General features: G+C 56.0%; 19 protein-coding genes. 8 read left to right on the plus strand and 11 right to left on the minus strand.

All coding sequences use genetic code 11. The features are described from left to right. The first annotated feature begins 225 nt into the window (after positions 1-225). From CMO10_RS01355 to CMO10_RS01380, 6 genes are all read left to right on the plus strand, one after another. Positions 226-1,191, plus strand: coding sequence for a 2-hydroxyacid dehydrogenase (locus CMO10_RS01355; RefSeq protein WP_297018541.1), 966 nt, complete (start codon positions 226-228; stop codon positions 1,189-1,191). Between the two features lie 208 nt (positions 1,192-1,399). Beyond that, a complete protein-coding gene (locus tag CMO10_RS01360; RefSeq protein WP_297018542.1) occupies positions 1,400-2,557 on the plus strand; it encodes a TRAP transporter substrate-binding protein in 1,158 nt (385 codons plus the stop codon). A 98-nt stretch (positions 2,558-2,655) separates the two neighbouring features. Next, positions 2,656-3,228, plus strand: a complete 573-nt coding sequence (locus CMO10_RS01365) for a TRAP transporter small permease subunit (protein WP_297018543.1) — start codon at positions 2,656-2,658, stop codon at positions 3,226-3,228. A 56-nt stretch (positions 3,229-3,284) separates the two neighbouring features. Then, positions 3,285-4,706 carry a TRAP transporter large permease gene (locus tag CMO10_RS01370; RefSeq protein ID WP_297018544.1) on the plus strand — a complete coding sequence of 474 codons (1,422 nt, stop codon included), beginning with the start codon at positions 3,285-3,287 and terminating at the stop codon, positions 4,704-4,706. A gap of 13 nt (positions 4,707-4,719) precedes the next feature. Further along, positions 4,720-6,072: an amidase gene (locus tag CMO10_RS01375; RefSeq protein WP_297018545.1), complete on the plus strand. Its 1,353-nt coding sequence runs from the start codon at positions 4,720-4,722 to the stop codon at positions 6,070-6,072. Continuing rightward, the gene (locus CMO10_RS01380) at positions 6,072-6,257 is read left to right on the plus strand and encodes a hypothetical protein (protein WP_297018546.1); all 186 of its coding nucleotides are present in this window, start codon (positions 6,072-6,074) and stop codon (positions 6,255-6,257) included. Before CMO10_RS01375 ends, CMO10_RS01380 begins: the two co-directional genes overlap by 1 nt. A 76-nt stretch (positions 6,258-6,333) precedes the next feature. On the opposite strand, the gene CMO10_RS01385 is transcribed toward CMO10_RS01380, so the two are convergent. The 9 genes from CMO10_RS01385 to ehuR all read right to left on the minus strand — a co-directional run bounded on the left by CMO10_RS01385 (position 6,334) and on the right by ehuR (position 15,506). Then, positions 6,334-6,825, minus strand: a complete 492-nt coding sequence (locus tag CMO10_RS01385; RefSeq protein ID WP_044827053.1) for an Lrp/AsnC family transcriptional regulator — start codon at positions 6,823-6,825, stop codon at positions 6,334-6,336. A 2-nt stretch (positions 6,826-6,827) separates the two neighbouring features. After that, positions 6,828-7,826, minus strand: a complete 999-nt coding sequence (gene doeB / locus CMO10_RS01390) for a N(2)-acetyl-L-2,4-diaminobutanoate deacetylase DoeB (protein ID WP_297018547.1) — start codon at positions 7,824-7,826, stop codon at positions 6,828-6,830. A gap of 111 nt (positions 7,827-7,937) precedes the next feature. Next, the gene (gene doeA, locus CMO10_RS01395; RefSeq protein WP_297018548.1) at positions 7,938-9,119 is read right to left on the minus strand and encodes an ectoine hydrolase DoeA; all 1,182 of its coding nucleotides are present in this window, start codon (positions 9,117-9,119) and stop codon (positions 7,938-7,940) included. A gap of 57 nt (positions 9,120-9,176) precedes the next feature. Then, positions 9,177-10,169 (minus strand): ectoine utilization protein EutC, encoded by a 993-nt coding sequence (gene eutC, locus CMO10_RS01400; RefSeq protein ID WP_297018549.1) that lies wholly within the window; start codon positions 10,167-10,169, stop codon positions 9,177-9,179. Between the two features lie 5 nt (positions 10,170-10,174). Then, the gene (eutB, locus tag CMO10_RS01405) at positions 10,175-11,164 is read right to left on the minus strand and encodes a hydroxyectoine utilization dehydratase EutB (protein WP_297018550.1); all 990 of its coding nucleotides are present in this window, start codon (positions 11,162-11,164) and stop codon (positions 10,175-10,177) included. Then, positions 11,161-11,964 (minus strand): maleate cis-trans isomerase family protein, encoded by an 804-nt coding sequence (locus CMO10_RS01410; RefSeq protein WP_297018551.1) that lies wholly within the window; start codon positions 11,962-11,964, stop codon positions 11,161-11,163. The genes eutB and CMO10_RS01410 overlap by 4 nt, the downstream gene beginning before the upstream one ends. A 106-nt stretch (positions 11,965-12,070) precedes the next feature. Next, on the minus strand, positions 12,071-13,354 hold the full coding sequence (locus CMO10_RS01415; protein ID WP_297018552.1) for a TRAP transporter large permease: 1,284 nt from the start codon (positions 13,352-13,354) through the stop codon (positions 12,071-12,073). A 14-nt stretch (positions 13,355-13,368) separates the two neighbouring features. Then, complete coding sequence (locus tag CMO10_RS01420) at positions 13,369-13,953, minus strand: TRAP transporter small permease (protein WP_044827047.1); 585 nt, start codon at positions 13,951-13,953, stop codon at positions 13,369-13,371. A gap of 155 nt (positions 13,954-14,108) precedes the next feature. Beyond that, entirely contained in the window at positions 14,109-15,506 is a 1,398-nt protein-coding gene (ehuR, locus tag CMO10_RS01425; protein WP_297018553.1) for a MocR-like ectoine utilization transcription factor EhuR, read from the minus strand. A 229-nt stretch (positions 15,507-15,735) separates the two neighbouring features. On the opposite strand from ehuR, the gene CMO10_RS01430 reads away from it, so the two are divergent. Beyond that, entirely contained in the window at positions 15,736-16,755 is a 1,020-nt protein-coding gene (locus CMO10_RS01430; protein WP_044827303.1) for a TRAP transporter substrate-binding protein, read from the plus strand. Between the two features lie 190 nt (positions 16,756-16,945). Next, on the plus strand, positions 16,946-17,368 hold the full coding sequence (locus CMO10_RS01435; protein ID WP_297018554.1) for a hypothetical protein: 423 nt from the start codon (positions 16,946-16,948) through the stop codon (positions 17,366-17,368). A gap of 128 nt (positions 17,369-17,496) precedes the next feature. On the opposite strand, the gene CMO10_RS01440 is transcribed toward CMO10_RS01435, so the two are convergent. Beyond that, positions 17,497-18,897 (minus strand): aspartate aminotransferase family protein, encoded by a 1,401-nt coding sequence (locus CMO10_RS01440; protein ID WP_297018555.1) that lies wholly within the window; start codon positions 18,895-18,897, stop codon positions 17,497-17,499. 43 nt (positions 18,898-18,940) lie between these two features. After that, positions 18,941-20,428, minus strand: a complete 1,488-nt coding sequence (locus CMO10_RS01445; protein ID WP_297018556.1) for an NAD-dependent succinate-semialdehyde dehydrogenase — start codon at positions 20,426-20,428, stop codon at positions 18,941-18,943. Between the last annotated feature and the right edge of the window lie 132 nt (positions 20,429-20,560).

Here is a 20,560-nt window from a genome sequence, read left to right on the forward strand (position 1 = left end):
CGACCTGATTTTTGACGGCGTTTTCACATGGTTACGGTGAAAACACCTGATATTCATCCATCCGGGAGCGCGGGTGATAGAGATCACATTTCATCCTATGGTTTTCCACGAAGTGAAAAAGACTTGCGGCTTGGTTGATCGCCTATTGATGGATTTTCCGTATAGGTGTTTCCTAGGATCATAAAAAATAACACTACTTTCAGGGAATTCACCGGGAGCGTCCGCATGCCCGAGAAGCCAAAGCTTCTGATAACGCGACGATTGCGTGATGCCGTTCAGGCACGCGCCGCGCGGGACTATCAGGTTCTGACCAACGCCGAGGACCGCGTTTTCACGCGCGAGGAACTGATCGAGAAATGCCAGCAGGTCGATGCTGTCCTGCCGTGCCATTCCGAGCATTTCTCGGCCGATGTCATTGCGAAACTGCCCAAAAGTCTCAAGATTATTGCCAACCATTCGGTTGGTGTCGATCACGTCGATCTGGCTGCCGCAAAGGATGCCGGGATTGTCGTGACCAACACGCCCGATGTGCTGTCCGATGCCACGGCCGAGATCGCCATGCTGTGCATGCTGGGTGCTGCACGTCGCGGGGCCGAGGGTGATGCGATGGTGCGTGCCGGCAAGTGGGATTTCTGGTCACCGGCCTTCATGGTTGGTCGGCAGGTAAGTGGCAAACGGTTTGGTGTGCTGGGCATGGGCAGGGTTGGTCAGGTTGCCGCAGAACGCGCGCGCGGTTTTGGCATGGAAATCCATTACCACAACCGCAAACCCTTGCCGGATCATCTGGCCAAGGGTGCTGTTTTCCACGACACCATTGAAGACCTGTTTGCGCATTCAGACGTGTTGTCGTTGCATTGTCCGTCGACCCCGGAAACCAAGGGGATCATCAATAGCAAGACCATCGCGATGCTGCCCGATCGGGCGATCCTTGTGAATACGGCGCGCGGTAATCTGGTGGATGAGGATGCGCTGGTGGCAGCCCTTGAAAGCGGCAAGCTGTTTGCAGCCGGGCTTGATGTGTTTTGCAATGAACCCGGTGGAAATCAACGCATTAGCGCGTTGAATAACGTCTTTCTGTTACCACATATAGGCTCTGCGACCGAAGAAACGCGCGATGCGATGGGCTTTCGCGCACTTGATAATCTTGATGCTTATTTTCAGGGAAAAGAACCGGGCGACCGGGTGGCATAAAAGGCGGGAAAACCGCCGGAATTCAGTTCGTTCAAGTCTTTAACAATAACAAAATGCGTGCCGTTTTTTTAGGGTCCCGGAACGGGGCAAGCGCATCAAAAATGGTCTTGGATATCAAGATCAGGGGCTTTTGAAGGCTGACAGTTACCGCTTGTTTCCCGCCAATGGTTGGCGGCAAGCGACGGTATATCTGGGAGGAAAAATGGAAATGAAAACCAAATCTGAAGACGTGAAGTCCAAGGAAGTATCCCGTCGTTCGTTCCTGACCAAAGGGGCGACTGGCGTGGTTGCTGGCGGTGCGGCGGCAGCAGGCGTTTTTGCGGCACCGGCAGTTCATGCTCAACCGGCACCGATGGTGCTGAAAATGCAGACTTCCTGGTCGTCGTCCGACATCTGGATGACCTTTGCCCAGCAGTATGTTGATCGCGTTGAAGCGATGTCCGGTGGTCGTCTGAAGATCGACCTTCTGCCGGCAGGTGCGGTTGTTGCGGCATTCCAGGTTCTGGATGCTATCAATGATGGTCTGATCGATATTGCCCATTCCGTGCCGGTTTACTGGTACGGCAAGAACAAGGCTGCATCGCTGTTTGGTACCGGTCCGGTCTTTGGTGGTTCTGCAACCACCATGCTGAGCTGGTTCTATGCCGGCGGTGGTGAAGAGTTCTATCGCGAACTGACCCAGGACGTGATGGGCCTTGACGTTGTTGGTCTTCTTGGCTTCCCGATGCCAGCACAGCCGTTTGGCTGGTTCAAGGGCCAGGTCAACACCGTTGCCGACATTCAGGGCTTCAAGTACCGCACTGTTGGTCTGGCAGCAGACCTTCTGCAGTCGATGGGCATGTCGGTCGCACAGCTTCCGGGCGGTGAGATTGTGCCTGCAATGGAACGCGGCGTGATTGACGCGTTCGAATTCAACAACCCGTCTTCTGACATGCGCTTTGGCGCACAGGATGTTGCGAAGAACTACTATCTGTCTTCGTACCATCAGGCATCTGAAAGCTTCGAATTCCTGTTTAGCAAATCGATGCTTGAAGATCTTGAGCCCGACCTGCAGGCGATCCTGCGTCACGGTGTCGAAGCTGCTTCGACCTCGAACACCGCACTCGCCATGGATAACTATTCGTCCGACTTGCAGAAACTGCAGTCCGAAGGTGTCGAAGTACACCGTACGTCGAAAGAAATCCTCGCTGGTCAGCTTGAAGCCTGGGACAAACTGATCCCGACGCTTGAAGAAGATCCGTTCATGAAGCGTGTTCTTGATAGCCAGCGTGCCTGGGTCGAGCGCGTGACCTACTACGAACTGATGAACTCGCCTGACTACGTGCTCGCATATGATCACTACTTCCCGGGCAAACTGAAACTCTGATCACCCGACCGGGTTTAGAGTTTTGATGATCCTGACTGCTCCGTTGGTTCTCGCTTTTGAACTGGCGGAGCAGTCAATACGCGAACGGACAGGATTTCATGATCGGATTTATTGAATTCGCGGACAAACTGTCAGCCTGGTTTGGCAAGGCCTTTGGCTGGCTGATCATCCTCATGACGCTTGGCATGAGCTATGAGGTGATCTCGCGATACCTATTTAACGCACCAACCACCTGGTCACTTGATGTGTCCTTTATCATGTATGGCACGCTGTTCATGATGGGTGGGGCCTATACCCTGTCACGTGGCGGGCATGTCCGCGGCGATTTCCTTTATCGCCTGTGGAAGCCGACGACCCAGGCCAAGGTCGACCTGGTTTTATATATCTTCTTCTTCTTCCCCGGTGTGACCGCACTGATCCTGGCAGGCTGGAAATATGCCGCCCGGTCATTCGGATACGGAGAAGTCAGTGTGAACAGCCCGGCGGGTGTTCCGATCTTTCAATTCAAGGCGGTGATTGTCGCGGCCGGTATTCTTTTGTTCATCCAGGGCATCGCCCAGGTGATGCGCTGCATTCTGTGTATCCGTGAAGGGTACTGGCGCAATGCGGATGACGATGTTGAAGAAACCGAAGAGCTGCTGATGAAGCAGCAAGTGACCAAGGAAGACTGAACCCATGACAGTTCCTGGTTCATACGCGATACACGCCCCCGAACGGAGCAGCCAAAGTGATTGACGCACATGTCGCCCTGATGATGCTGGGCATCTTTATTCTACTGGTATTTCTGGGCTTCCCGGTTGCCTTCACCCTGATGGCGCTTGGGATCGGATTTGGCTATTACGCCTATTTCGATGCAGGCCGTATGTGGCGGGCCTTTAACCGACTGGCCGAAGACAGTGACACCCTTACATCCGCGATCACGTGGGTTGAAGGGGCAGTTAACAACCGAATATTCGATCTGTTCATCAACCAGACATACACGGTGATGTCCAACGAGGTCCTGACAGCGGTGCCGCTGTTCCTGTTCATGGGCTATATCGTTGAACGTGCCAACATCGTGAACCGTCTGTTTTCCACCCTTAACATTGCCGCACGCAATATCCCCGGTTCCCTTGGTGTTGCAGCCCTGATCACCTGTGCGCTGTTTGCAACCGCGACCGGGATTGTGGGCGCGGTTGTGACCCTGATGGGGATGCTGGCCCTGCCGGCGATGTTGAAGGCGCGTTACGATAAAAGCTTTGCATCGGGCATCATTTGTGCCGGTGGTACGCTTGGCATTCTGATCCCGCCATCGATCATGCTGATCGTTTATGCGGCGGCGTCAGGTGTTTCGATCGTGCGTCTTTATGCCGGTGCACTTCTGCCGGGTCTGACGCTGGTCGGGTTGTATCTGCTCTATGTCATGGGGCGTGCAATGTTGCAGCCCAAAGCTGCCCCGCGTCCGAGCAGTGACGAGATTCCTGAAGTGCCGCTGCCCAAGGTGCTCTGGATGCTGGCGACCTCGTTCTTCCCGCTGGCCTTCCTGATTTTGGCAGTGCTTGGCTCGATCCTGTTTGGTCTGGCAACCCCGACCGAGGCGGCATCAATCGGTGCACTGGGTGGTATGGTTTTGGCGGCTGCTTATCGGGCGCTGACCTTTGATCGCCTGCGGGAATCGGTTTATCTGACGGTGCGCACATCGGCGATGGTGTGCTGGCTGTTTGTCGGGTCCTACACCTTCTCGTCTGTGTTCTCCTATCTTGGTGGTGAACATGTGATTGCCGAGTTTGTCGGTGGTCTTGACCTGACACCGCTGCAGTTCCTGCTTCTGGCACAGCTGATCATCTTCCTGCTGGGCTGGCCGCTGGAATGGTCGGAAATCATCATCATCTTCGTTCCGATCTTCCTGCCGCTGCTGCCGCTGTTTGATATTGATCCGCTGTTCTTTGGCATTCTGGTGGCGCTGAACCTGCAGACGTCGTTCCTGACTCCGCCAATGGCCATGTCGGCCTATTACCTCAAAGGGGTGGCACCCAACGGGATATTGTTGACCGATATCTTCAAGGGGATCATGCCGTTCCTGTTCATGGTGATTGTCAGCATGGTTTTGATGTACGCTTTCCCACAGATCGTGTTCCATCTGCCGGATCTGTTCTACGGCGCACGCTAAGGGGATTGCCTGAATGAGTAACATCAACCCGTTACTGACACTTGATGTCGTCGAGTTGCGTGACCGCCTTGCAAGCGGGGCGGTCCGCGCAGTCGAATATGTCGAGGCCTGTCTGGAACGTATTGCCGAAGTCGAACCGCAGGTTCAGGCATGGGCGTGGCTTGATAGCGATCATGCCATTGCCCAGGCCCGGGCTCTTGATGCAAGGCGTCAGGCCGGGGCACCGATTGGCCCGCTCCATGGTTTGCCGGTCGGTCTTAAGGACGTGATTGATACGGCCAATATTCCGACCGCCAATGGCACGGTGCTTGACGAAGGCCGGGTGCCAAGCGAAGACGCGGTGCTTGTATCGCGTCTGAAGGCGGCCGGGGCGATTATTATGGGCAAGACGGTCTCGACCGAGCTTGCCTTCATGCATCCGTCCAAAACGCGCAACCCGCACAATCCGGATCATACCCCCGGTGGGTCATCAGCTGGATCGGCCGCCGCCGTTGCTGCGGCCATGATCCCGCTTGCGGTGGGCACGCAAACTGGTGGCTCGGTGATCCGGCCAGCCTCGTTCTGTGGGGTGGTTGGTTTCAAGCCAAGCTTTGGCGCGATTGCCCGCACGGGCGTTCTCAGCCAAAGCCCGACCCTTGATACCATTGGTGTGTTTGCCAATTCGGTCGACGGGGCAGCGATGGTGGCCGAAAGCCTGTTTGGCTATGACGCGGGTGATCCGGCAACCACGCCAAGCCCGACGCCGCGCTTGCTCGATACCGCCAAGGCAACCCCGCGCGTCACGCCAACCTTGGCCTTTGTCCGCCCGCCGCAATTTGACGAGCTTGCCGACAAAGAAACCGTGGCGGCGTTTCGCGAGATTACCGACATGCTCGGTGATCAGTGTTTCGAGGCACCCTTGCCAAATGCATTTGACGATGCAGCGGCATTACGGGCCCGGATCAATTTTGCTGAAATGGCCAAGGACTATTACGGCTATGAAAAGCGGGGCCGGGATCAGTTGTCGCCCGAAATTTGCGAGGCCCTTGATAAGGGCAATGACGTCAAGGCGCGCGACTATCTGGCGGCCCTTGATTGGCGCAAGGTTCTGAATGCCGGGCTGGAAGAGGTGTTTAAACGCTGTGATGCGATCATCACACCGGCGGCACCCGGACCGGCACCGGCCAATCTTCAGACCACCGGCAATGCGATCTTTAATGGTCTTTGGACATTCTGCGGCACGCCAGCTGTGACCATTCCGTTGTTATGGTCACAAAGCGGGATGCCGATGGGAATTCAGCTTGTCGGGCGGGTTGGCGATGATGCGCGACTGATGCGCACGGCCAACTGGCTCAAAACATTTCTTGGTAATCAGGAGGACGCGTGATGGAAAACGTTCTTTTAAATCGTGCGATGGCCTTGTTGGCCTTTATCGTCCTCGCGGCATCTGTCGTAACGCTTGTGGTCTATGTTCCGCGTTGGGATCTGGCGATCATGGTCGGGTTCACCCTGTGTCTGGCAGGGTGGGACATGTGGCATGTCGCCATGGGTCACAAGGAAGACAAACACTGATCCAGCGGGGGTAAACCCCTGTGGATGCAAGCCGAACTTCGGGGCAGGAAGCACTTCCTGCCCCGTTTTTTGTTCGTTACTTGCGTTCGGGCGGGGCCACAAGGTTCTCGATCGGCGGGATCGGTGTGGTTTTAACCTTTTTGGTGACGATATAGGTGAAATACCGATCAATCCCGATATTGGACACCAAAAGGCCGTCAATCATGCGCTGATAGGCATCAACGTCATGGCACAGCACCTTGAGCATGTAATCCACGCCGCCGCCAAGCGCATAGCATTCGACGATTTCGGGGATGTCCTGGACCGCGCGTTCGAAAATCTGGAAATCATCATGCTGGTGATGACGGAGTGTGACTTCGGTCAGAACCAGCGTCGGCTTGACCAGCTTTTCCAGATTGATATGGGCGTGATAGCCCGAGATGACGCCAAGATCCTCAAGCCGTTTGAGCCGTTCCCAACACGGGCTTGGCGAAAGGTTCACCGCCTCGGCCAGTTTGACCTTGGTGATGCGCCCTTCGCGTTGCAGGGTTTTAAGGATTTTCAGATCCAGCTCATCAAGCCTGATCATGATCAGAGCACCTCGGCAATCACAATCAGGCAGTCGCCCGTCTTGATCAGGCCCTGGAAGTGACGGCACGATACGATGCCGTCACGCGGGGCATAATATTCACGCGGCGGGGTTCCGGTGCGTTCCACATCATAGATACGCGCAATCAGATCGCCTTCCTTGACCATGTCCCCCAGATCAACGCAGGGCTCAAACAGGCCGCTGGCCTCGGATGCGACAAAGCACCGGTCATCAGGCATATCGAGCATGGTCGTACCGGTCGGGGATGGTTCAATTTCGCCCTTGAGGATGCCGGCATGAATAAGGATGTTACGCACACCGCGATCAGCAATGGCGACACGTTCGGCGGTGGTCGACCCACCACCCCCCAGTTCGGTGGTGACAAAGGTTTTGCCAGCTTCCTCGACCACGGTGTCAAACATGCCAACTGCATCAAGTTCGAGCATCATCATCGAATAGGGCGCGCCAAATGCCTTCATGGCCGCAACACAACGGGCTTCCTGTTCCTTGTCGGGTAGAACGTGGGCGGCTGAGAACGGAATGAAATCAAGCGTCTTGCCGCCGGAATGGATATCCAGAACGATATCGGCTTCAGGCACGAGATAGCGGAAAATGTAATCGGCGATCTTTTGCGTGACGGTGCCATCGGGTTTGCCCGGGAAGGACCGGTTCATGTTGCCAGCATCAATCGGGGATGTGCGGGACGCATTGCGAAACGCCGGATAGTTCATGGCGGGCAGAATGATCACGCGGCCGGTGATCTCACCCACCGACAGGGATTCAGCAAGTTTGAACAGTGACACCAGACCTTCATATTCATCGCCATGGTTGCCGCCGGTCAGAAGCGCCGTCGGGCCATTACCATTGCGGATCACGGTGATCGGGATCATCACGGCACCCCACGCGGAATCATCGCGCGAATAGGGCAGCTTTAAAAAGCCGTGGTGAATGCCATCCTGATCAAGCGGGATCGTCGGGCTGATGGGTGATGGTTTTGTCATGGTCGTATCCTTAAAAAGCCTGACTTCGCGACCGTCGTCGTCAGGCTGTGGCATCTGGCAGCGCCCGACATGATTCAATGTCCTGGCGGGCGCTGCGGTTTTGGGCGGCTTTTAGTTTTTGACAAACAGCTGTCGTGGATAGCTGGTCAGGGTTTTCGACCCGGTTTCGGTGATCATCATGCTTTCGGTGATCTCGATCCCCCAGTCATCGAACCAAAGGCCCGGCATGAAGTGGAAGGTCATACCCGGTTCAAGAACCGTGCGGTCACCGGGGCGCAGGCTCATGGTGCGCTCGCCCCAGTCCGGCGGATAGGAAAGCCCGATCGGATAGCCACAGCGGCTGTCTTTTTCGATGCCGAATTTCTGCAAGACGCCAAAGAAGGCGTTCGCGATGTCTTCGCAGACATTGCCAGGTTTTGCAGCTTCGAGACCGGCCTGAAGACCTTCGATCAGGGCACTTTCGGCATCCAGAAAACGCTGATCCGGGTCACCAAGATAGATCGTGCGCGACAGCGGTGCATGATAGCGGCGGTAACAGCCGGCAATTTCAAAGAAGGTCCCGGCATTGCCCGGAACGGGTTTTTCATCCCAGGTCAGATGAGGGGCACCTGCATCCTGCCCGGACGGTAGAAGCGGCACAATGGCGGGATAGTCGCCACCAATGCCATCAATACCGGCGATCCCGGTACGGAAAATTTCCGCGACCAGTTCGTTCTTTTTCATGCCCGGTTCAACGATTTCGAAAATGCGTTCATGCATGTTTTCAACAATGCGTGCCGCCTGACGCATATAGAAAATCTCGGTTTCCGATTTAACCGCGCGCTGCCAGTTCACAAGTGCGGTAGCGTCGGAAAACTTGGCATTCGGCAGATGGGTCTGGAGCTGCAGGAAAGCCTTGGCCGAGAAATAGTAGTTATCCATTTCCACACCAATGCGGCGCGATCCCCAACCGCGATGTTCAATCACCTCGGCAAGGTAGTCCATCGGGTGATGGGTGGTCGATTGCACATAGTAATCCGCATACGGGATGATACGGTCATGCGGCATATAGACCGTGCGTTTGGCCCCGTTGGCATCCTGCGAACGCCCGAACCAGATCGGGTCGTCTTCTATCGGTACCAGTACACATTGATGGACATAGAACGACCAGCCGTCATAGCCGGTCAGCCAGGCCATGTTTGACGGATCGGTCACGATCAGAAGATCGACGCCCTTTTCCACCATGGCTTTTTTGGTTTTCTCCAGGCGTTCGGCGTATTCCTCACGCGTGAAATTCAATTCTACCTGGCTCATCGCAGGCCTCCAGATAAAGGCGGGGTTTCAGCTTCCTGACCCATTTTCCTTTTGTTGTTACGAATTAATCTCGACCCCTGCACCGGCTGCATCACAGCGGTGACGGGCGAGGGTGGCGATCGCGGTGTCCTGAACACCGGTTCCGGTCAAATCACAGACCGTAATCTGACCTGCAGATGTTCTGCCGGTCAAGGATTTGGCAATGATCTGGCCGAGTTCGGGTAATGCTGCGTCAGCAGCAACAATACCGGCATCGATGGCGTGATGAAGTTCGCCAAGAATGCGGGTTTGTGCCTGACTGTCGCTGACATAAAGGTCGGCCTGCCCGATCAGGGCAGGATCAATTTCGTTCTTGTGTTCGGCATCCGATCCCATGGCGGTCACATGGGTGCCCGGTTGAACCCAATCGGCCATCAGGACGGGTTCGCGCGCAGGCGTCGTGGTGACGATGATGTCAGCCGTTGCAGCAGCATCCCTGCCATCCGTGGTCGCACTCACCGGAATGCCCAGTTCAAGCGATGCCTTTTTCGCGCAGGCCTCGGCCTTGGCAAGGTCGCGTGCCCAAATGGTGGCCGAGGTGATATTGCGCACCAGTGTCAGCGCCTTGAGCTGCAAACCCGCCTGCACACCGGCACCATAGATCGCGGCATGTTTGGCGTCTTCACGGGCCAGATGTTTGGCGGCAACACCGCCCGCAGCGGCCGTGCGCACATCTGTCAGATAGCCGTTATCAAGCAACACGGCCTCAAGCAGGCCGGTCTTGGATGAAAACAGGTTCATCAATCCGTTGACCGATGGCAGGCCGAGTTTCGGGTTATCAAAAAAGCCGGGGCTGATCTTGATCGCGAAGCTGTCTATGCCCGGTACATAGGCTGTTTTGACATCGACCTCGCCATTAAACTCGTCAATGTCCAGACGCAGGATCGGCGGCATGCGGACATCCTGCGTGGCAAGCGCCTTGAACGCGCCTTCAACACAGTCAATGGCATCCATGTCCAGATCAATGACGTTGCGCAGGTCCGTTTCGGTCAGAATTCTGATCGTGGGCATTCAGGTTACTCCGCCATCAGGTCGACGTCTTCGCCGCCAACAATGCGTTTATGCATATCCATGTCGATATTGCATCCCGTCGTCAGGACAACCGTGCGCCCCGGGTTATCGACCAGTCCGGCGCGAAGGGCGGCAATACCAACCGCACCAGCCCCCTCAATCACCTGTTGGTCGTCGAGATAGGCTGCCCGGATGCCGTCGGCGATCTGGGCTTCGTTGACGAGCACGAAATCGTCTGTCAGATCGCCGCACATATCAAACGTGTACTGGTTGTTTTCACCAATGCCGCCGCCAAGGCTGTCGGCCAGTGTCGGCAGTTCCTTCACCGCGGTCGGTTTGCCTTCCTGAAGGCTTGTTATCATCGCACAGCCGCGTTCCATCGTGATGCCGACAACCCGGATCATCGGATTGACCGACTTGGCGACCAGCGCCACACCGGCCAGCAACCCGCCGCCGGACAAAGGCACCAACAAGGTGTCCACTTCGGGAAGGGCTTCTATGATTTCAAGGCCAAGCGTGCCTTGCCCGGCAATGACATCGGCATGGTCAAAGGGCGGCAGCATGATCATGCCCTCCTCTTTGACCAGACGGTCGACTTCATGCTGGGCTGCGTCCTGTGACTGTCCGATGATGCGGACTTCCGCCCCCTGGGCTCGGATGCCATCGATCTTGTTCCGGGGCACCAGTTCGGACATGCAGATGATCGAACGGACGCCTGCATTGCGCGCGGCATAGGCCAGTGCGCGGCCATAGTTACCAGTCGAAACACCAACAACACCCTTGGCTTTGTCTTCGTCGCTCAGGCGCAGAACCGCGTTGGCGGCACCGCGCAGCTTGAAGCTGCCGGTATATTGTTGCTGTTCGCATTTAAGCCAGACCGGGCTTCCGACACGATCCGTCAGGCTTGCTGACGGGCGCAATGGCGTGTGGATCACATGGTCCGCAATGGTTTTGCGGGCAGAAAGAACATCAGCAAATGTGATGGGGTCTTTCATGGGACCTCGACTTCGTTCGTTGGTTTCGGGGCCTGATCAAACAGGGTTCCAAACCCCGTGATCGGTTTTTTGTACTCAATCAGGTTCAAGGCGTGCCAGACCAGTGCCTGATTGCTGGTGATGACAGGCTTTTTAAGCTGCCGTTCGGCTTCCGCGATGATTTCGGCAGACCGGATCGCGGTGCAGGAAATAAACACCGCATCGGCATCCTGTGTATCGACCTTAAGTGCTGCTTCAAGGATCGCCTTGGGCGGCAGGGCGGTCATGTCTAAATCATTATCCAGACCAAAGCCCATCACGTTGGTGACCTCAAAACCCTTATCGGAAAATTCGTTGGCAACGGATTGGGTCACGGCCGGAAGATACGGGGTCAGGATGGCAATTTTTTGTGCGTTGATCGCACGCAGGGCAAGTTCACTTGCCAGAAGCGGATTGGTGACCTTGGTGCCCGGCATGCCTTGATTGATCAGTTCGGCGATTTTGTCAGATCCGGTCACAGCTGTTCCCGATGTGCAGCCGAAAATGGCAACATCGACGCCATAGCCCGGCAGAAGGGTTTTGGCCGCGCGCGGCAAGTCGGCCGCCATGGCCTGCAGGTTTTCGACCGTCACAGGATTGGCGTTTTCAATGCGCGTGGTGAACAGGCGCAGGTCACCGGGCAGGATGGTGCGCAGATCATCCTCGCTATTGAAATCGGTTGCCAGCGTGATCAGCCCAATCCGCCCTGCCGGTCCGACCGGGTCAGGGGAATAGGGCACATCCACCGGCTCTGGCGTGACCGCACGGGATACGGACATCATCCTGAACTCCAGAGGCGGGCCGTCCCGATGATGATCAGGACGACCCGGTCGTTTTAATTTTCAATATGCTTCCGGGCTTATCCGGAAATTGTGGGCCAGTGCTTGCTTAACGGAAGGCAAGCTCTGGCAGGAACAGTGCGATCTGCGGAACGAAGATCAAGATCACGGCTGCCAGCAGCAGCATGAAGATGAAGGGCGGCGTTCCACGGATTACTTCGGCATAAGGCCGCCTGAAGATTGCGATGGCTGTAAAGATGTCACACCCAAACGGGGGCGTGGCAGAGCCAATGGCAACCTGAAGCGTCACCAGCGTACCGACAAGAACCGGGTCCAGACCGGCCGAATTCACAAGCGGCATGAAGATCGGGGTCAGAACCAGAATGACAACAATCGGATCAACGAACATGCAGCCGATAAAGAAGGCAATGCAGATGGCCGCCAAAATGATGTAGGGGTTTGCACCTTCAAGCCCCAGCGCACCAATCACATGTTGCGGAATCTGGGCAAAGGAAATCACGAACGAGAATGTCGTGCCGGCACCGACCAGAATGAACACCACGGCGGTGATCAGACCGGTTGAGCGCGCAATCGACAGCAGTTCGGACCATTTGACCGACTTGAAGACCAGAACTTCAAGAATAACGGCATAGACAACGGCGACTGCTGCGACCTCGGTCGGGCTGACCCAGCCCAGATAAATGCCACCAACAATCAGAACCGGGAACATGATGGCCGGGCCGGCATTGATTACGGCCTTGCCACGTTCAGCCCAGGTCATGCGCGGGATGGTCGGGATGTCGTTCTTTTGGGCGTAGTACATGCAGTAGAGCGAGAACATCACCAAAATCAGGATGCCCGGGCCAATGCCGGCCAGGAACAGCTCCCCGATCGAGACTTTGCCAACTACGCCAAACACGATCATGCCGATCGATGGCGGGATCAAAAACGCGATGTCGCTGGCATTAATGATCAGCGCCATGGCGAATTTGTCTTCGTACCCCGCCTTGAGCATCTTGGGACGCAGCGGGCCACCCATGGCAACTACGGTCGCCTGCGTCGAGCCCGATACTGCGCCAAACATGGTGCAGCCAAGGGCCGTGGTGACGGCAAGGCCGCCACGGACATGCCCGACAAAGGTCATGGCCAGGTCAATCAGCCGGTTGGCCGTATGCCCCTTTGTCACGATATCGGCGGCAAAGATAAACATCGGTACCGCGATGAGGGCCACCGGCGAAATGCCCGTGACCATTTGTTGGATAAGGATGCGTTCGGGGATGGGCATGTAAAACATGAAGGCGACGACACTGGCAGTTGCCAGCGGGACCATCATCGGGAAGCCCAGCACCAGCAGGACCAGCATCACCAGAAGGATTGAAGTACCTAAATCCATTTTTCCATTCCCCCTTACAGATGATGCTCGTCGGCGTCGTCAAACGTATCCTCAACCTGATAGGACAGGTGCGTCCCGGGTTTGAGGATGTTGGTCAACGCGGCCAGAACAAACTGGATGCCGGTAACGCAAAGGCCAAACGGCACGATCAGAACAGTCAGGTAATAGGGGATGCGCAAGGCCGGGGTCAGCCGGTTCGACGAGATCAGCGAGGACACATAATCAATCGAATACCAAGCCAGAAGGAACAGCAGGCTGGCCGTACCGAGCGTAATGATGATCATCATGATCTTGCTGGCACGCGGACCAAGCATATCGGTAAAGGCCGACATGCGGATATGGCGCCCCATGCGGGCGGCCTCGCTGATGCCGACAAATGTCACAAGAATGATCAGAAACTGATTGAGCTCTTCGGAAAAGAAGATGCTCGAATTAAAGCCGAGCCGCATGATCACATTGGCGACGGTGTTCACCGCCATGACCACGATGCTCCATCCAAGAAGCTGTCTTTCGACAACGGACAAGCCGTGGTCGAGTTTTCTCAGAATACCCAACGCCCCGCCACTCGGAGCGGGGGCCTCCCCGTTTGAACCTGACATAGAACCTCCTTGATGCGCGTGCGAGACATTTTTATGGAACGTTCTGTGTGGATGTTTGGTTCCCTCCCACACATGCTGTCATTCGCTTCACGCCGGTTCAGTCAGAATAAAAACGCTTTGTGATGGTTCAATCAGATTTTTGTCATGACACAAAATCAATACATCACGTCGAAGGCGTGAACGCCCGGCATCTGATCCATGGTATGGCGAATTTGGATCAGGGCATGCTGCACGGACGGCGTATCTGGCGCGCCGCCAAGGCAGATCCGCATGGCGTTTGGACGCGGCACCTTGACGGTCATGAACGGGTCGGAAATCGTTACGGCAACGCCATTTTTCCGCAGTTCAGAGGCAAACCATTCCTCCTGCCAGTGTTCGGGAATGCGCACCCAGGCCGAAAGTGACGTCGGATGATGGCGCACGACGGCATCGCCCAAAATCTCGGCGACGAGGGCCTGACGTTCGCGCATCAGGGCGCGCTGGACAGTGACGGCCTGATCGACCGTGCCATCGGCTATCCAGCGTGCGCCGATCTCTGCCATCAATGGAGTCCCCATCCATCCGGTGACACGTAAAACGCTGCTGGCGCGAATCGACAAATGTGCGGGAACCGTCAAAAAGCCGGTCCGAAGACCCGGCATAACCACCTTGGTCAGGCTTGAAACATGGAAGCCGAGCTTTGGCAGGAAGCTCGTGATCGGCGGCAGGTTTTCTTCAAGAAGCGGGCGATAAACATCGTCCTCGATGACGTAAACGCCGTAATGTTCGGCGATTTCGGCAATGCGTTTGCGCCGTTCCAGCCCCATCAGGCAATTGGTCGGGTTGGTAAAGATCGGTGTGACGACAAGTGCGCGAATCTGGCGTGTGCGACATTCGCGCTCAAAGGCATCAGGCAGGATACCTTCGTCGTCGGTGGGAAGTGCGCCCAGTTTGAAACGCAGAATACTGGCTGATCCGATCACGCCATGATCGGTCAGGCTCTCGGTCAGGACAACGTCATCGGGCTGAATGACGGTGGAAAGGGCGGTAAAGACGCCCTGTGCCGCACCATTGGTGATCAGAAGGTTGGGGATATCGACATCAACCCCCATGCCGCCAAGCCAGTTGCGTCCGATTTCGCGGTGATATTCAAAACCGGCGACCGGCCGGCAGCTTTCCATCCAGCTGTGATGGGGTTCCTCGGCCAGTTTGGCATGCATCTGGCGCGACAGGTCATTGTGAAAATCGGTATAGGCCGCGCGCACGATCGACAGATCGATCAGATCGGGCTGGCGGCTATCGAGGATAAAGGACGATGCCCGATCAGTCAGGCGGGCCTGAACAAAGGTCCCGCGACGGCGCTCTGATCGCAAATAGCCCTGGCGTTCGACCTCCTTGTAGGCGGCACTGACGGTCTGAACACTGACTTTCAGGCGATAGGCCAGTTCACGGTGTGTTGGCATCCGGACATCGTGGCGCAGTCTGCCTGACTCAATGTCGGTAATGATCGCTTCGACCAGTGCCTTGTATTTCGGACCTGTTTCGCCGCTAAGGTCGATTTCAGGTAACCACATGATTTTGTTTCCATCCCTGATGTTTGGTCTGACCCTAACATGCGGGGCGGGGTCTGTGTAGGTGTTCGGGTTAATTTGTCATGAGACATAACTAGCATTGACCTGATGCAGGAACATTTCAAAACTTCGCTCGTTCATCACAGTGATGTTGAAATCAAGCGTTCCGATCCGCGCGCCATCGAAAGCGCTGGTGCAGTTCGTTGAGCGCGATAACACGGGAGACTTCGATATGAGTCTGAACAAACTCCTTAAAGCGACACTTTCAGCCGCTGCCCTGTTTGCAGTGGCCGGGACCGCTGCCCATGCCGAGGAATGGAAATTCGCCCACGAAGAAAGCCCGGGTGATGTTCAGGACCTGTATGCACAGGAATTCAAGCGCCTGGTCGAGGAAAAGACCAATGGCGATGTGAACGTAACCATTTACACCTATGGCCAGTTGGGCACCGAGAATGACATTACCGAGCTGACCGCAGCCGGTGCCGTTCAGTTCTCGAACGCGTCGCCTGGTCACCTTGGTACCTTTGTGCCGGAAATTCAGGTCTTTGGCGTGCCTTACCTGCTGTCGCAGGATAACGAGGTGAACAAGAAAGTTCTGTCGTCGAGCCCGACCATTTACGAAGGCCTTTCCCAGGATTTCGAGTCCAAGGGGCTCAAGCTTTACACCATGTATCCGGAAGGCGAAATGGTCTGGACCACCAAGAAACCGGTCGAAAAGCCGGCTGATTTCGATGGTGTGAAATTCCGCGTGATGACCTCGCCGATCCTGATCGAGACCTATGAATCGTTTGGTTCGGACCCGGTTGCCCTGCCGTGGGGTGAGGTTTATTCAGGTCTTCAGACCAGCGTGATTGACGCGCAGGTCAACCCGATCTTCTTCGTTGAAAGTGCAAAATTCTACGAAGTGACCGATTATCTGGTCTATGCCGGTCAGCAGCAATACACCACCACCGTGGTTTCGAACGCGGCGTTCTATGACGGTCTGTCTGACGAACGCAAAGCAATGCTGGCAGACGTGAAGGCTGAGCTGGATGACTTCATCTATGAAGCCCAGACCAAGGCCAATGAAGAAGCCCTTGCACGTATCAAGGAAGCCAAGCCGGAAATCGAAGTTATTCGCCTGAGCGAAGAACAGCGTTCGGTCTTCAAGGAAGCGTCCAAGGGCGTTGGCGCAAGCCTTGTTGAGGAAGTCGGCGGTGACACCGAAGAAGTGCTGAAGTCGCTTCGTGAAGAATTCGGTACCGCGATGTAATCGAGATTTCCCGACTTTAACGGGATTTCGCAAAACCCCCGCAGGCGATGCTTGCGGGGGTTTTTCTTTGTGCGGAAATAGATGCTTCGCCATCCCGGTGATGCTCACAAGCGCAAGCTTTCAGCGTCTGATACGTGCCCTTTCCGACGACCGGACTGCGGTGATGAAACTGACGTGAAAGGATATGGCTGTGAATATGTTTAACCTGCTTCAAACCGTCCGTGACGCGATCTTTCCGGCGATTATGTTTGCCTTGATGGCGTTCGCAACGCTTGTGACTTCGCCCAAGGCGGAGGTTCTTAACCCCAATGGTGTGCCGATCTCATCAAGTGAATGGAATCAGACATCCCCGGACTCAGCAAAGGTGACCGTCAAGGATGCGCTGAGTAATTCCGAGAATTCCGACGTCGTTGCCGGTGTGACCAACGCGAATGCGGCACCCTATCTGAACCTGTCTGGTTCGGATGGTGCCGGCTCGATCTGGTGGCCGGCCAAAGGCGGCGGAAATGCCGAAATCAAACTTCAAATCATCAATGCATCGGGCAGTGTCACGGGCGATTGCACGGTGTCGTCCAAAAAGGGTGCTGATGGCAAGTTTGAGACCACTTGCTGATAGGTGTGGGCCTTTGGCCGTGCAGACATAAAAACAGGGGCCGGCATGGGTCCGGCCCCTGTGGACCGCCCGCGTCGGGAAGAAGGTATGACGCAAGCGGTAATCTTTATCTGTGACGTCAGGCTGGCTTATTTGCCAGCAGCGACTTCGTCGGCAACCGCATCAACAGCCTGTTTGGCGATGTCGATAACCTTGTCGACCTCGGCCTTGGTGATGCAAGGCGGCGGGGCGAAGCCAAGGATGTCACCATGCGGCATGGCGCGCGCAATCATTCCACGCTCAAGGCAGGCGGCGGAAACGCGCGGACCGATTTTCGCATTCGGATCGAAACGTTCCTTCTTGGTTTTGTCTGCAACAAACTCAAGAGCTGCCATCAGGCCAACGCCACGGGCCTCGCCAACCAGCGGATGGTTGTCAAAGGTCTCGTGCAGGCGTTTTTGCATGTAGCCACCGGTTTCTGCCGAGTTACCGGTCAGATTTTCGCCATCAACGATATCAAGGTTGGCGTTGGCAGCTGCTGCACAGACCGGATGGGCGGAATAGGTCCAGCCATGGCCGATCGGGCCCATCTGATCGGAACCCTGTTCCAGAACCTTCCAAACGCGTTCACCAATGATCACACCCGAAAGCGGCAGGTAGCCCGACGAGACACCCTTGGCAATCGTGATCAGGTCCGGCTTGATGCCATAATGCTGGGAACCGAAATAGGAACCGGTACGGCCAAAGGCGGTGACAACTTCGTCGGCAACCAGAAGAACATCATATTTGTTCAGAACGGCCTGAATGGCTTCCCAATAACCTTCTGGCGGGGTAATGATGCCGCCCGTGCCCATGACTGGTTCGCCAATGAACGCAGCAACGGTTTCCGGACCTTCGCGCAGGATCATTTTTTCCAGATCATCGGCACAACGTTTGGCGAATTCTGCTTCGGTTTCACCGGCTTCTGCATTCCAGTAGTGGTGCGGGCAGGTGGTGTGCAGAACCGGGCTGCGCGGTAGATCAAATGCGTTATGGAAGGCCGCAAGGCCAGTCAGGCTGCCGGTCATGATGCCCGAGCCGTGATAACCACGCCAACGCGAGATGATTTTCTTTTTCTGCGGCAGGCCACGGATGTTGTTGTAGTACCAAATCAGCTTGATGTTGGTTTCGTTCGCATCCGAACCGGACATGCCGTAATAGACGCGCTGCATGCCTTCGGGCGCGCTTTTGACAATACGATCCGACAGGCGAATGATCGCTTCGTTACTGTGACCAACATAGGTGTGGTAATAGGCCAGTTCCTTTGCCTGCGCATAGATCGCATCGGCAATTTCGGTGCGGCCATAGCCGATGTTTACGCAGTACAGGCCAGCAAACGCATCGAGGCTTTCCTTGCCTTCGGTGTCGTGAATGTAGATGCCCTTGCCGCCATTGATGATGCGGTTCGGGGTTTCGCCGGCCGCGTGCTGACGCATGTGGGTCGAGGGGTGCATGAAATGCGCCCGATCCATTTCCTGCAGATCAGCCGTGGTATTTTTGATGACATTCATTTGTAATTCTCCCATGTGAATGCGGTTGATGCCTTTGCGCGCTTTACGCTTTGTAAGCAGCGCAGACGTATTTCAGTTCGGTAAATTCTTCGAGGCCATGGCGCGATCCTTCGCGCCCCAGACCGGATTGCTTCACACCGCCAAACGGGATCGGTGCGCCGGTGATTTTCACGCAGTTCAGCGCGACCATGCCGTATTCAAGGGCGTTCGAAACACGTGCGGCACGGTCATAATCCTTGGTCATCAGATAGGCCGCCAGACCATATTCGCTGTCATTGGCCTTGGTGACGACCTCGTCTTCGGTATCAAAGGCCATGACCGGGGCGACCGGGCCGAATGTTTCTTCGCGATAGATCTGCATGTCATCTGTGACATCGGCCAGTAGGGTCGGGGAATAGAACAACCCACCCATTTTCTTGCCGCCGGTCAGTACACGGGCACCCTTGGCGCGCGCATCTGCGACATGGTCTTCGCATTTGGCAACCGCACGGTCATGCATCAGCGGACCGATTTCGACATATTCCTCAATGCCGTTGCCGACCTGCAATTCTGCGATGGCCTTGGCATATTTATCAAGGAAGTCGTCATAAATATCGCGCTGAACAAAGATGCGGTTGGCCGCCAGGCAGTCCTGCCCGCTGGTGGCGAATTTGGCATTCACCGCATGGGCAACCGCCTCGTCGAGATCGACGTCATCAAAGACGATGAATGGCGCATGACCACCCAGTTCCATCGACATTTTCTTGATCGTCTGCGCGCCCTGCGACAGCAGAAGACGGCCAACCTCGGTCGAACCGGTAAAGGAAAGCGCACGGACTTCGGTATTGCCGCAAAGCTCGCCGACAACCGGGTTCGGATCACCGGTCACGATGTTAAACACGCCAGCCGGGATACCGGCACGCTCGGCCAGTTCGGCCAATGCGGTGGCCGAGAACGGCGTTTCGGTTGCCGGGCGGACAATCATGGAGCAACCAGCGGCAAGTGCAGCCGCAGCCTTGCGCGTGATCATCGCGCACGGGAAGTTCCACGGCGTTACGGCCGCGGTGACGCCAATCGGCTCACGCTTGACGGTCATGTTGCGGCCGGGCAGGTGGGATGTGATGTTTTCGACATTCACCCGTTTGGCTTCTTCGGCGTAAAAATCGATGAAGCTTGCGGCATAGTCAATTTCTCCGCGTGCCTCATTGATCGGCTTGCCCTGTTCAAGGGTCATCAGAAGGGCCAGGTCTTCCTTGTTTTCGATCAGAAGATCATGCCAGCGACGCAGTGCAGCGCCACGTTCCTGCGGCAGAAGGGCGGCCCATGCCGGGAAGGCTTCCTTGGCGCTCGCGATGGCCTTGCGGGTTTCGGAAATACCCATGTTCGGAACGGTGCCGATGAAGCTGCCATCAAACGGGTTGGTGACTTCGATTACCTGAAGATTATCAGCCGAGCACCAGCGGCCATCAATATAGGCATGTTCGCGCAGCAAACGCAGATCGGAAAGCTGGCTTAGCGATACGCAACGCTGTTCCTTTGATTGTGCCGTCATGGGGGCCTCCTTCCTTGGGCCTCGCGCAGGGTGCACGAAGCGTGTCATGTGAACTGCAAGGAAGGTATCAATGTCGGCTCAGAGGAGGTGTCCGAACTCCATGCCATTTGATGCGTTTTTTTTGGCAAGCAG

Source organism: Thalassospira sp. (assembly GCF_002709775.1).
GTDB lineage: Bacteria > Pseudomonadota > Alphaproteobacteria > Rhodospirillales > Thalassospiraceae > Thalassospira.